Source organism: Micromonospora sp. NPDC005206, assembly GCF_040608175.1.
Classification (GTDB): Bacteria; Actinomycetota; Actinomycetes; order Mycobacteriales; family Micromonosporaceae; genus Micromonospora.
Window position 1 is genome coordinate 116,507 of the sequence record NZ_JBEXHU010000004.1, and the last position, 12,647, is coordinate 129,153.

General features: G+C 74.8%; 9 protein-coding genes. 6 read left to right on the plus strand and 3 right to left on the minus strand.

What is annotated here, in order from left to right; translation table 11 throughout:
* Window positions 1-29: 29 nt before the first annotated feature.
* Window positions 30-4,013 carry a type VII secretion protein EccCa gene (gene eccCa, locus ABZU69_RS06670; RefSeq protein ID WP_354963415.1) on the minus strand — a complete coding sequence of 1,328 codons (3,984 nt, stop codon included), beginning with the start codon at window positions 4,011-4,013 and terminating at the stop codon, window positions 30-32.
* 101 nt (window positions 4,014-4,114) lie between these two features.
* On the opposite strand from eccCa, the gene eccD reads away from it, so the two are divergent.
* Window positions 4,115-5,515 (plus strand): type VII secretion integral membrane protein EccD, encoded by a 1,401-nt coding sequence (gene eccD, locus ABZU69_RS06675; RefSeq protein WP_354963416.1) that lies wholly within the window; start codon window positions 4,115-4,117, stop codon window positions 5,513-5,515.
* Window positions 5,516-5,546: 31 nt separating this feature from the next.
* On the opposite strand, the gene ABZU69_RS06680 is transcribed toward eccD, so the two are convergent.
* Entirely contained in the window at window positions 5,547-6,053 is a 507-nt protein-coding gene (locus ABZU69_RS06680) for an inorganic diphosphatase (protein WP_121656698.1), read from the minus strand.
* A gap of 619 nt (window positions 6,054-6,672) precedes the next feature.
* Here ABZU69_RS06680 and dacB point away from each other — a divergent pair.
* The 3 genes from dacB (at window position 6,673) to tilS (ending at window position 10,244) form a co-directional block, all read left to right on the plus strand.
* Entirely contained in the window at window positions 6,673-8,079 is a 1,407-nt protein-coding gene (gene dacB / locus ABZU69_RS06685; RefSeq protein WP_354963658.1) for a D-alanyl-D-alanine carboxypeptidase/D-alanyl-D-alanine-endopeptidase, read from the plus strand.
* Between the two features lie 91 nt (window positions 8,080-8,170).
* On the plus strand, window positions 8,171-9,241 hold the full coding sequence (locus tag ABZU69_RS06690; protein ID WP_354963417.1) for a zinc-dependent metalloprotease: 1,071 nt from the start codon (window positions 8,171-8,173) through the stop codon (window positions 9,239-9,241).
* A 10-nt stretch (window positions 9,242-9,251) separates the two neighbouring features.
* The gene (gene tilS, locus ABZU69_RS06695) at window positions 9,252-10,244 is read left to right on the plus strand and encodes a tRNA lysidine(34) synthetase TilS (RefSeq protein WP_354963418.1); all 993 of its coding nucleotides are present in this window, start codon (window positions 9,252-9,254) and stop codon (window positions 10,242-10,244) included.
* 32 nt (window positions 10,245-10,276) lie between these two features.
* On the opposite strand, the gene ABZU69_RS06700 is transcribed toward tilS, so the two are convergent.
* On the minus strand, window positions 10,277-11,239 hold the full coding sequence (locus tag ABZU69_RS06700) for a helix-turn-helix domain-containing protein (protein ID WP_354963419.1): 963 nt from the start codon (window positions 11,237-11,239) through the stop codon (window positions 10,277-10,279).
* A gap of 99 nt (window positions 11,240-11,338) precedes the next feature.
* Between ABZU69_RS06700 and ABZU69_RS06705 the strand changes: the two genes are divergently transcribed.
* Both ABZU69_RS06705 and hpt read left to right on the plus strand, forming a co-directional pair.
* The gene (locus ABZU69_RS06705) at window positions 11,339-11,527 is read left to right on the plus strand and encodes a hypothetical protein (RefSeq protein ID WP_354963674.1); all 189 of its coding nucleotides are present in this window, start codon (window positions 11,339-11,341) and stop codon (window positions 11,525-11,527) included.
* 100 nt (window positions 11,528-11,627) lie between these two features.
* Complete coding sequence (hpt, locus tag ABZU69_RS06710; RefSeq protein ID WP_354963420.1) at window positions 11,628-12,203, plus strand: hypoxanthine phosphoribosyltransferase; 576 nt, start codon at window positions 11,628-11,630, stop codon at window positions 12,201-12,203.
* The last annotated feature ends 444 nt before the right edge of the window (window positions 12,204-12,647 follow it).

Genomic DNA, 12,647 nt, shown 5'->3' on the forward strand with positions numbered 1-12,647 from the left:
CCTGTCACGGGAGGAACCGGGGAGACACGTCACAGCGGTGGCAGCTGAGCGAGCTGGACGAGGCGTACGCCCTCCCGCCGGGTGACCAACCGACCACGGCCCGGTGGCAGCGGCCCGGGCCGGACCGGCCCGACCAGTGCGCCCTCCTCCGGGCTGCCCGCCATCACCAGGCCGGCCGTGGACAGCTCCCGCAGTCGCTGCACGATCGACTCGTACTGGGCCCGGCCCGCGCCGCCGGAGCGGCGGGCCAGCACCAGGTGCAGGCCGACGTCGCGGGCGTGCGGCAGGTGCTCCTCCAGGGCCCGCAACGGGTTCGCCGGCCCGGCCGCCACCAGGTCGTAGTCGTCGACCAGCACGAAGAGCTCCGGCCCGGACCACCACGACCGGTCGCGCAGCTGCTGCGGGGTGACCTCCGGCCCCGGGGCCCGCCGCTCCAGGTAGCCGGCCGCCGACTCGACCAGGTCGGCGGCGTGCGCCGCCGCGGTTCCGTAGCCGATCAGGTGCGGTGTCTCGATGGCGCCGAGCAGGCTGCGCCGGTAGTCGACCAGGATCACCCGGGCCTGCTCCGGGGTGAACCGGGTGATGATCGAGGTGGCCAGCGCGCGCAGGAACGACGACTTGCCGCACTCCGCGTCGCCGAAGACCACGAAGTGCGGCTCGGTGGCGAAGTCGAGCACCACCGGGCGCAGGTCCGCCTCGGCGATGCCGATCGGCAGCCGCAACCCGGTCGTCGCGGCGAGGTCCAGCTCGGCGTACGGCAGCACTGGCGGCAGCAGCCGCACCCGGGGCGCCGGAGGGCCCGCCCAACTGCCGGCGACCCGCTTGACGAGGTCGGCGGTGTCCCCGCCCGCGGTGGCGAGCTGCGGTAGCGCGGTGAGGAAGTGCAGGCTCTCCGCGGTGACTCCCCGTCCGGGCCGCTCCGGCACGTTCGCGGCCGCCCGCCGGGCCACCAGCGAGTCGGCCGGGTCGCCGAGGCGCAGCTCCAGCCGGGAGCCGAACAGGTCCCGGATCGCCGGCCGGAAGTCCAGCCAGCGCAGCGCCGTGGCCACCACGTGCAGCCCGTACGACAGCCCCCGGGTGGCCAGCTCGGTGACCAGTGGCTCCAGGTCGTCGTACTCGCCGCGCACCGTGCTCCAGCCGTCGACCACCAGGAACACGTCGCCGAACGGGCCGGCGCCCGGCTGGCTGGCCGTTCCCGCCGCGGCCCGGCGCTGCCGGTACGCGGCCATCGACTCCACACCCAGCTCGGCGAAGCGGCGTTCCCGCTCGGCCAGCAGGGTGGTCATCTCGCCGACGGTGCGCCGTACCGCCGTCGGGTCGCCGCGGCCGGTCACCCCGCCCACGTGCGGCAGGTCGCGCAGCGCGGCCAGCCCTCCGCCGCCGAAGTCGAGGCAGTAGACCTGCACCTCGGCCGGGGTGTGGCTGAGTGCCAGCGCGCAGATCAGCGTGCGCAGCGCGGTGGACTTGCCGCTCTGCGGCGCGCCGACCACCGCGACGTGCCCGGCCGCGCCGTCCAGCGCCAGCCAGAGCAGGTCCCGGCGCTGCTCCAGCGGCCTGTCCACCACGGCCACCGGCACCCCGAGCGCGCCGTGCAGCTCCGGGTTGCCCACGGTGAGCCCGCGCGCCGGGTCCACCTCGACCGGGCCGAGCAGGTCGTCCAGGGCCGGTGGCTGGCCGAGCGGCGGGAGCCAGACCTGGTGCGCGGGCGGGCCCCGCCCGACGAGTCGGTCGACCAGCAGGTCGAGCAGGGTCTCCCGGCCGCTCTCCTCCTCGGCCAGGACGGGCGCGGCCGGGCTGACCGGCTCGGGCAGGGGCACGGCGTGGGTGGTGAACGTGAGTAGGCGGGCACCACCCCCGCCGGTGGCGCCGGCCGGCGCGGCCCGGCGGCGGACCGGGCCGGAGACGTACGCGGCCCTGAACCGGGCCAGCGGGTCCGTGCCGGCGCGCAGGTAGCCGTGGCCCGGTGAGCGGGGCAACTCGTGCGCGTCCGGCACCCCGAGCACGGTCCGGGATTCCAAGGCGGAGAAGGTCCGCAGCCCGATCCGGTACGACAGGTGGGTGTCGAGCCCGCGTAGGCGGCCCTCCTCCAGGCGCTGGCTGGCGAGCAGCAGGTGCACGCCGAGTGACCGGTCCAGCCGGCCGATCTGCACGAACAGGTCGATGAAGTCGGGTTTCGCGGAGAGCAGCTCGGAGAACTCGTCGCAGATCAGCAGCAGGGATGGCAGCGGCGCCAGCGGGCTGCCGGCAGCGCGGGCCCGCTCGTAGTCGCGCACGCCGGCGAAGTTCCCGGCCCGCCGCAGCAGCTCCTGGCGGCGGATCAGCTCACCGTTGATCGCGTCCACCATCCGGTCGACCAGGGGCAGCGCGTCGGCCAGGTTGGTGATCACGGCGGCGGTGTGCGGCAGCCGGTCGAACGAGGCGAAGGTGGCGCCGCCCTTGAAGTCGACCAGCACGAAGTTGAGCTGTTCGGAGCTGTGCGTGACGGCCAACCCCAGCACCAGCGTGCGCAGCAGCTCGGACTTGCCGGAGCCGGTGGCTCCGATGAGCAGGCCGTGCGGGCCCATCCCGTCCTGGGCGGACTCCTTGAGGTCCAGCTCGATGGCGCCGCCGTCGACGCCGACCCCGATCGGCACCCGCAACCGGTCCCGGGGCGAGCGCGGCGCCCAGCCCTGCTCGGCGGTGAAGCTCTCCGGGTCGCCGAGGCCGAGCAGCTCGGGCAGGCCCAGCTCGGCCTGGAGCGGGGCGTCCGGGCCACGTGCCGCCCCGGCCAGGCGCAGTGGCGCGAGCCGTCGGGCGACCGCCTCGGCGTCGGCGGGGTCGAGCTGGTCGGCGGTGCCCACCTCGGCGTGCCCCTCTATCGACCAGGAGTGCAGCCGTCGGCCGCGCAACTCCAGCAGCAGCGCGTAACGGTCGAGCAGGCGCGGCGGCGGAGTGTCCAGGTCCAGGACGGTGACCGCGTCGATGCCGCCGTCGCCGGTCAGGTCGGTGGCACCGGTCAGGTCGCCGCCGTCGAGGACCACCACCACGTGCGGGCCGTCGGTGGCCGGGCCGGCCGGGCTGAACCGGGACCGGCTGGTCAGCACGTCTCCGAGCAGCCGTTCCAGCTCGGCGGCGGAGCTGGTGACCAGCCGGACCGGACCGAGCGCGTCGGTGCGGCCGGGATGGTGGACGTGCGGCAGCCACTTCACCCACTCCCAGACGGCCCGGCGTTCCGGCCCGGCGCAGATCGCGACCAGCAGCTCGTCGGGCGCGTGGAAGACGGCCAGCTGGGTCAGCACGGCCCGGACCAGCGCCTGTGCGGCCGGGTCGCCGGTGGGCGGCCCGCCGGTGGCCGGTCCGCCGCCGGAGCGACCGCCGGTCCGCACGTACACCCGGGCGAAGCTGCGCAGCGACAGCGCCACCGGCAGGTCCGGCACCACGGAGTACGCGTCCAGGAAGCGGCGCAGCGCGCCGGCGGTCATCGGCTCCAGCTCCTCCAGTGGTCGGGTGACCGGTGGGACGAGCGGGGTGGCCAGCGTCTGCGGCCCGACGGCGACCCGGACCACCGCGAAGTCCGGGTCGGCGGGACGCCGCTCCCAGACCCGGTGGCTGTCCACCGTCGACCACAGCCGGCCCGGGTCCGGGTGTCGGTAGTAGAGCCCGGCCCGCTGCTGCCCGACGGTCTGCCGGACCCGGCGGCGCAGCGTGGCCAGGTGGCGCAGGTACTCGCGGCGGGCAGCCATCATCTCGGACTTCTTGGGGGTGCCCGAGGCGCTGCCCCAGGAGGTCACCAGCATCGCCAACGAGGAGAGCCCGAACATCCCGCCCACCACGTACGAGTAGGCGCCGCCGCCCCGGCCGAACATCATCGCCATCGCCACCGTGCCGCCGAGCATGGGCAGCAGCATGGGCATCTGCTGCCACCGTCCACCGGTCACCGCGGGGATCTCCGGCGGCGCCTCGACCGGTAGCTCACCGGCCGGGATCTCCGGCGCCGGCCGGCGGGGCGGACGCTTGATGACAACGGTGGACACTCGGCCTCCTGACTGCGCTGGGTAACCCGAGCCTGGCTCATGGTAGGTAAAGTCCTGTCGTCCGCGCAGCCTCCGATCCCTCTCGATATGGAGACCAGTCGATGACAACCGGGCTGGCCCGCGTCACCATCAGCGCGCCGCAACGGCGGGTGGACGTCGCCCTGCCGGAGCAGGTGCCTCTGGCCGAGCTGCTGCCCGACGTGCTCCGGCACGCCGGTGAGGGGCTGGCCGACGACGGCGAACGGCACGGCGGCTGGGTGCTGCGCCGCACCGACGGCGCCCTGTTGGCGACCGCTCAGGCGCTGCTGCCACAGGGGGTCCGCGACGGTGAGGTGCTGCACCTGGTGCCGGCCCGCGCCCACTGGCCCGAGCTGGAGTACGACGACGTGGTGGAGGCGATCGCCGACGGCGCCCGTCGCCGCGGCGGCGCCTGGTCGCCCACCGCCACCCGCGCGGCCGGCCTGGCGGGCGCTGCGGTGCCGCTCGCCGTCGGGCTGCTCGCCCTGCTCGCCGGTGGCCCGGCGTACCGCGGCGGCTGGCTCGCGGCGGCGGTGGTGGCGGTTCTGCTCACGGTGGCCGGCACGGTCGCCAGCCGTGCCAATGGCGACGGCGCCGCCGGGGCGACCCTCGGTGGCTACGCCCTGCCGTACGCGTTCGTGGCCGGCGCCCTACCGGTCGGCTCGGGCGACCCGGTCGGCCTTTTCGGGCCGCTGCGCTGGGTCGGCGCGCCCGAACTGCTGGCCGGTTCGGTGGCGCTCCTGCTGGTCGCGCTGCTCGGGCTGCTCGGGGTGGCCAGCCGGCTGCGGGTCTTCGTGGCCGGTGTAACGGTGGGGCTGGTCGGCGCCGGGGCGGCGCTCGGCGGGCTGCTGCTGACCCCGGCCGGCACGGCGGCGGTGCTGCTGAGCGCGTTGGTCTTCGCCGTCGGGGCGATCCCGCTGCGGGCCATCCGGCTGGGCAAGCTGCCGTTGCCGCCGATCACCCTGCCGGCCGCCACTCCCGCCGCGGAGCCGGAGCGGGCCCGGGACCTGCCGGACCGGGGCCGGGTGCACGCGGCGGTGTCCCGCACCGAGGAGATTCTCACCGGGATGCTGCTCGGGCACGCCCTGCTGGCGGTGGCCGCGGCGGCGGTGCTGGGGGTGGCCGGCGGCACCGCCGGCCGGGTGCTGGTGGCGGTGACCTCGGCCGTGCTGCTGCTGCGGTCGCGGCTCTTCGTCGCGCTGCGGCACCGGGTGCCGGCGCTCGCCGGTCTGGCCGGCTACGCGGTGCTGGGCACGGTGCTCGTCGGCCGGGCCGACGACGCCGGGCGGCTGGCGCTGGTCATCGGCGGGGCGGCGCTGGCCCTGGTGGCCGTCGCGGCCGGCACCGGGTACGCCCGCCGACCGGTCTCGCCGTACCTCGGCAGGATCGCGGACCTGACCGACACGGCGCTGGTGGTCGCCGTGGTGCCGGTCGCCTGTGCGGTGCTCGACCTGTACGACCGGACCCGGGGGCTGCTCGGTTGAGCGGCCCCCGGGCCCGGCACGTCAGCGTTCGTCAGTGGGTGGATTCGCCGCGCGCCTCGGCGTCCCGGGCCCGCTGGTAGGAGGCGTGGATCTCGGCCTCGGCCTCGGTGCGGCCGACCCAGGTCGCGCCCTCCACCGACTTGCCGGGCTCCAGGTCCTTGTACACCTCGAAGAAGTGCTGGATCTCCAGCCGGTCGAACTCACCCAGGTGGTGGATGTCGCGCAGGTGCTCCTGGCGGGGGTCCTCGTAGGGCACGCAGAGGACCTTGTCGTCGCCGCCCTTCTCGTCCGTCATCCGGAACATGCCGATGGTGCGGCAGCGGATCAGGCAGCCCGGGAAGGTCGGCTCGGGGACCAGCACCAGGGCGTCCAGCGGGTCGCCGTCCTCGCCCAGGGTGCCCTCAATGAACCCGTAGTCCGCCGGGTACTGGGTGGACGTGAAGAGGGTGCGGTCCAGCCGGATCCGGCCGGTCGCGTGGTCCACCTCATACTTGTTCCGGTGACCCTTGGGGATCTCAACCGTCACGTCGAAATCCATCTGCACGCTCCCTCGTCTGCCCACGCTGGCTAACGGAAACCACTGACGGCACCCCCGGACAGGTGAATGCCCACCCGCCGACTCCGGCCGCCGCATAGTCTTCGAACCGAAGTAGTGTCACCCAAGCCGATTTTCGCTGGGGGAGGAGGGGGTCGTGGGGAGGGAAGATTCACACTACCGCCCGGACGGGGGCGCCGCGCGCGGTACCGGACGATCCGGCTCCGGTGGTGCCACCGGCAGGGTCCCGGTGCCCGACGCCCACCTCCCTCGGGCGGCAGAGCAACCGCCTCCGACGCCGGAGGCGGTTCCCGAGCGTCCCCCGCCGTTGCCCTGGCGCCCGCCCGCCGGGCCGGCCCCCGTAGGCCCGAACGCCGGTCGCTTCCCGACCCTCGACGGCAACCGGCCGACGAGCGCCCCGCCGAGCGGGAGGGCTGCGATCCCGACCAGCCCGGCCCCGGGCCGCCCGCCGTCCGGCGACGAGTCGACCATCCCGATCCCGACCGGCGTCCCACCGCTCGGCCCGCCGATCTCCGCGCTGCCCGCGTCCGCCGGCGCCGTGTCGCCTCCCGCGTCCACCGGCGCCGCACCGCTCCCCACGCCCGCCGCGCCGCGCCGGCGACTGCCGGTGGTGCTGGGCCTGGTGCTGCTGCTGGTGCTCGCCGGCGTCGGGGTCGGCCTGACCCGGCCGGGCCCGGTCGCCGGCTGGCTGGGCGACGACGCCGAGCCCTCCCGGAACTCCGCCGGGGCGACCCCGGAGCCCGACCCGTCGGACGTGCTCGCCGGACCGGACCCGAACGCCCCCCTGCCCAGCCCCGACGGGGTACGGGCCGCGCTGGACCCGCTGGTCGGGGTGGCCGACCTGGGTGACCGGGTGAACGTCTCGGTGGCCGACGTGACCTCCGGCCGCACGCTGTTCGCCAAGGGGGAGGACGACGGGACGGTGCCCGCCTCGGTGACCAAGCTGGCGACGGCGGTGACCGTGCTGGCCGCCCGTGGCCCCGCGTACCGGATCCCCACCCGGGCGGTGGCCGGCGCCCAGCCCGGCGAGGTGGTGATCGTCGGTGGGGGCGACCCCACCCTCGCGGTCGACAAGAAGGGCTACTACCCGGGCGCGGCACGCCTCGACGACCTGGCCGCCCAGGTGCGCACCGCGCTCAATGGCGTCGCCCCGACCAGGGTCATCGTCGACGGCTCGATCTACTCCGGCCCGGTCTACGGCCCGGGTTGGGACGACGACATCCCCACCGGCGGGTCCGGCGGGGCGGTGACCGCGTTGATGGCCGACGGGGCACGCAGGGACCCGGGCGTCGGGCAGGGTGCCGCCGAGCGGGTCGCCGAGCCGGACCTGGCCGCCGGCCGGTCGTTCGCGCGGCTGCTCGGCGTACCGGCCGACGCCGTCAAGCGCGGCACAGCCCCGGCCGCGGCCGCCGGTGGCGCTGCCCCGGCACCCGGCGTCGAGCTGGGCGTGGTGCAGTCGCCGCCGCTGATCCGCCTGGTCGACGTCATGATCGCCGAGAGTGACAATCTGCTGGCCGAGGCACTGGCACGGCAGGTCGCGCTGGCCCGCAAGCAGCCGGCCTCGTTCGACGGGGCCGCCGCCGCGATGGACGCCCAGGTGGCCGAGCTGGGCCTGCCCGCCGACGAGATCACCCTCTCCGACGGCAGCGGGCTGTCCCGCCGCAACCGGATCAGCCCGTCCCTGCTGACCGACCTGGTCCGGCTGGCCGCCAGTCCCGACCATCCGGAGCTGGCGGGGATCTTCGGTGGCCTGCCGGTGGGCGGCTGGTCCGGCACCCTGGGCGACCGCTACCGCAACGCCCCCGGCACCGACGCCGGGGCGGGCACCGTGCGGGCGAAGACCGGCACGCTGACCGGTGTGCACGCCATCGCGGGCCTGGTCACCACGGCCGACGGCCGGCTGCTCACCTTCGCGGTGCTCACCGACAAGGTGCCCGGCGGGAGGGAGACCGCCCAGCCGGCGCTGGACCGGATCGCCGCCGCGCTCGCCAACTGCGGCTGCCGCTGACCGCCGCCGGCCGGGCTCCGCGGTTGGCCGTGTGCCGGGACCGCCGTCGCGAGCCCGGGCCGGGGTGTTGCGGCGCGGGTACGGTGGGGCCATGGCGCAGTTCGTGGACTGGGATCTGGCCGCCGCCACCGCGGGGGCGTTGAGCAAGTCGGGCCCCCGGGTGTCGTACACCGAGGCCACCGACGTGGTCGGCGACCTGCGGCGGCTGACCGACGAGGCAGCCGGGCACGTGGCCGACTACACGGGGCTGCGGGCGCAGGTGGCGCACCCGCCGGTGCGGGTGGTCGACCGCCGGGACTGGGCCGCCGCCAACATCGCCGGGCTTCGCGAGGTGATCACTCCGTTGGTCAGCCGGCTCTCCGGCGACAAGCAGCCCGGCGCGCTGACCGAGGCGATCGGGTCCCGGCTGACCGGGGTGCAGGCCGGCACCGTGCTGGCCTACCTGTCCGGCCGGGTGCTCGGCCAGTACGAGGTCTTCTCCGCCGACCCGGGCCAGCTGCTGCTGGTCGCGCCGAACATCGTCGAGGTGGAGCGCAAGCTCAGCGCCGACCCGCGGGACTTCCGGCTCTGGGTGTGCCTGCACGAGGTCACCCACCGCACCCAGTTCACTGCGGTGCCGTGGATGCGGGCCTACTTCCTGAGCGAGGTGCAGGCGTTCGTGGATGCCTCGTCCAGCGGCGGCGAACATCTGATCGAGCGGCTGCGGCGCGGGGTGGCCACCCTGTCCGAGGCGGTCCGCGACCCGGAGAGCCGGACCAGCGTGCTGGACATCGTGCAGACCCCGGCGCAGCGGGCTGTGCTGGACCGGCTCACCGCGCTGATGACCCTCCTGGAGGGGCACGCCGAGTTCGTCATGGACGGCGTCGGCCCGCAGGTGATCCCGAGCGTCGAGCGGATCCGGGCGTCGTTCAACCGGCGCCGCGAGGCGGGCAACCCGCTGGAGAAGGCGATCCGCCGGCTGCTCGGGGTGGACGTCAAGATGCGCCAGTACGCCGAGGGGCGCAAGTTCGTGCACGGCGTGGTCGAGCGGGTCGGCATGGACGGGTTCAACTCGATCTTCAACTCGCCGCTAACTCTGCCCCGCCTCGCCGAGTTGGGCGATCCGGACGCCTGGGTGGCCCGGGTGCACGGCTCGGCCGGCACCTTCCCGGCCGCCGGCTGATCGTCCGCCGGTGGCCGCGCTCGCCCCGCCGGTGGCCGCGATCCGGGTGGCGGTCCGCCGCGCGCTGACCGGGCTGCCGTCCGCTGGTCCGGTGCTGGTCGCCTGCTCCGGTGGCGCCGACTCGCTCGCCCTGGCCGCGGCCACCGCGTTCGTGGCGCCCCGGCTGGGTCGGGCCGCCGGCCTGGTGACCGTCGACCACGGCCTGCAGGCCGGCTCGGCGCAGCGCGCTGAGGCGGTGGCCACCTGGGCCCGGGAGGCCGGGTTCACGCCGGCGACGGTGGTCCGGGTGGAGGTGGCCGGGCGGCCGGGTGGACCCGAGGCGGCTGCCCGGGAGGCCCGCTACCAGGCGTTGACCGAGGTCGCCGGCCAGCACGGCGCGGTCGCGGTGCTCGCCGGGCACACCCGCGACGACCAGGCGGAGACCGTGCTGCTCGCGCTCGCCCGGGGTGCCGGCCCGCGCGGGCTGGCCGGAATGCCCGTCCGGCGGGACCTGGCCGGGGTGCCGCTGCTGCGCCCGTTGCTGGAGATCAGTCGGGAGCAGACCCGCGCCGCGTGTGAGGTGCTCGGGTTGAGCCCGTGGCAGGACCCGCACAACATCGACCCGTCGTACGCCCGGTCCCGGGTGCGGGCCGACGTGCTGCCGGCGCTGGTGCGGGCGCTCGGGCCGGGCGTGCTGGACAATCTGGCGCGTACCGCCCGGCTGGTGGCGGCCGACAACGCCGCCCTCGACGAGTTGGCGGAGACGGCGCTGGCGGCGGCCCGGTGTTCCGACGGAGGGCTCTCCGTGCGGGCGCTGGCCGGCCTGGTCCCCGCCGTGCGCGGCCGGGTGCTGCACACCTGGGCGCGGGAGCTGGGTGCCCTGCCGGGTGCGCTGTCGTATCGGCACGTCAACGCGCTGGACGCCCTGATCACCAACTGGCACGGTCAGGGCCCCGCCGACCTGCCCGGCGGCATTCGGGTGCTCCGCCGCGCCGACCGACTGGCACCCGTCGCTGTCAGCTGAACGCCCTTTGCGGAGCTGGTGTCGGGCCGATCTCAGCCGCTGTGGGCGCGGTCGCGGAAGGTGGTCCGGTAGCCGTGCGGGGTGGCGCCCACCCGGCGACTGAAGTGGTGGCGCAGCGCCGCCGCGTCGCTGAAGCCGGCCTGGTCGGCGACGGCCTCCACGCTCAACGGGGTCTCCTCCAACAACCGCCGGGCGAGCAGCACCCGCTGGTTGGTGAGCCAGTCGTGCGGGGTGGTGCCGGTCTCGGCGCGGAACCGGCGGGCGAACGTACGCGGTGCCATGCCGGCCCGGGCGGCCAACTCCTCCACCGTGATCGTCCGGTCCAGGTGCCCCATCAGCCACTCCAGCACCGGCTCCAGGGTGGGGGCCTCGGGCGCCTTCGGGATGGGCGCCTCGATGTACTGCGACTGGCCGCCGTCGCGGTGCGGCGGGACCACCATCCGTCGGGCCAGTCGGGTCGCGGTGGCCGAGCCGTGCTCCTGGCGGATCAGGTGCAGGCAGGCGTCGATGCCGGCCGCGGTGCCGGCACTGGTGAGCAGCCGGCCGTCCTGGACGTAGAGCGAGTTGCAGCGCACCTGGGCGCGCGGATGTTGGCGTTGCAGCTCGTCGACGTACCGCCAGTGGGTGGTGCACTCCCGGTCGTCGAGCAGCCCGGCCGCGCCGAGCAGGAAGGCGCCGGAGCAGACGCTGAACAGGTACGCGCCGCGGGCGTCGGCCCGGCGCAGCGCGTCGAGCACCGGGCCGGGAATGGTGGTGCCCTGGGTGTGCGCGGGCACGGCCACCAGGTCGGCGTCCTCCACCGGGCCGAGATCGGCGTGCGGGGTGAGGTGGAAGCCGGACGAGGTGCGTACCGGCGCGCCGTCGGGGCTGCACACATGGAAGCGGTAACCGGGGAAACCGTCCGGTGTCCGGTCGGTGCCGAACACCTCGGCGAGCACGCCGAGCTCGAAGGGGGCGACCTGGTCGAGGGCGAGGACGGCCACGGAGCGAAGCATGTGACGAGGGTAACCCCAGAGGTGGCAGTAAATCGATGCCCAGCGGCATTCCTGCCACTGTTCGGTCGGCGCGACTCGTCGCAGACTGGTCTCAGTCCGGTGCGCACCGGCGGCGAAACCGACAGCAACCATGCGAAAGCGAGCGCCGCCATGGAGTTCCTGCTCTTCCTCCTGTTCCTTGTCCTGCTCGCCGCCGCCTCGGCGGCCGGCTTCACCGTCGACAGTCACGATTCGGCCGACTGGAAGCCCAGCGACGACGGCCGTCGTTGGCAGTCCCGTACCAGCTGATGTGTTTGATGGTTTTTGCGACGAAAATCCCGGGCGGGACCGCGCCAAAAGGTGCGGCCCCGCCGACGGGGGCCATCCGACGTACGGCAGGCTAGGAGTCATGGCTGATGGCTCCTGGTACGACGCCGACATCGACCACGTGATCATCTCCGAGGCGCAGATCCGCGAGAAGACGGCGGAACTGGCCAAGCAGGTCTCCGCCGACTACGCCCACGTGGGCGACGGGCTGCTGCTGGTCTGCGTGCTCAAGGGCGCGGTGATGTTCATGGCGGACTTCGCCCGGGCGCTGGGCCGCAACGGCCCCCCGGCCGAGCTCGACTTCATGGCCATCTCCTCCTACGGCCAGGGCACCACCTCCTCCGGAGTGGTCCGCATCCTCAAGGACCTGGACCGGGACATCGCCGGCCGGCACGTGGTGGTCGTCGAGGACATCGTCGACTCCGGGCTCACGCTCTCCTGGCTGCTGCGCTACCTGGAGTCCCGCTCGGCGGCGAGCGTCGAGGTGGTCGCGCTGTTCCGCAAGCCGGACGCCGTCAAGGTGCCGGTCCCGGTGAAGTACGTCGGCTTCGACATCCCGACCGAGTTCGTCGTCGGGTACGGCCTCGACTTCGACGAGCGCTACCGGGAGCTGCCGTACGTCGGAGTGCTCAAGCCGGAGGTCTACGCCCGGAAGTGACGCCGGCCTGGCGCACACCCCGCTCCGACGCCGGTGTGAGGCCGACTTGTATCGGCACCCATCAAGCCGACGTTCAGCGCACTCTCAGCTCTTCCGGTTACCGTGGAGCCCGGTGGCGCGGAGGTTACTCCGCGCCCGACCCCCTCGATCGCGTGACCGGGCGTTCGGGTGGTCGGGCCGGACTCTCCGCCACGCCGGCTTCTGCCCGGACCCGCCGTACGTTTCGGTGAGGGCTGGCGAGCCTGCCCACGGTGCGCGCCGTCGATGGCGAAGGTGTGCCGAGTGCGGGGCTCGCAAGCTCACTCCTCGCGTACACGGTGTACCGTCGAATGACCGCGGCGCGGCAGTTTTCGCGCTTCGGGGCCGAGGCCGGCCCGCACGGCGGCTCCGGCCGCCGCTCAACCGCGGCGACACCATCAGACGGTCAGGACGTCGATCAGGAGG

Bases quoted from the DNA above. Each gene is read 5' to 3' on its own strand.
- eccD (WP_354963416.1), top strand. From the start codon at position 4,115: ATGACAACCGGGCTGGCCCGCGTCACCATCAGCGCGCCGCAACGGCGG.
- ABZU69_RS06690 (WP_354963417.1), top strand. From the start codon at position 8,171: ATGGCGCAGTTCGTGGACTGGGATCTGGCCGCCGCCACCGCGGGGGCG.
- ABZU69_RS06700 (WP_354963419.1), bottom strand. From the start codon at position 11,239: ATGCTTCGCTCCGTGGCCGTCCTCGCCCTCGACCAGGTCGCCCCCTTC.
- hpt (WP_354963420.1), top strand. From the start codon at position 11,628: ATGGCTGATGGCTCCTGGTACGACGCCGACATCGACCACGTGATCATC.
- ABZU69_RS06680 (WP_121656698.1), bottom strand. From the start codon at position 6,053: ATGGATTTCGACGTGACGGTTGAGATCCCCAAGGGTCACCGGAACAAG.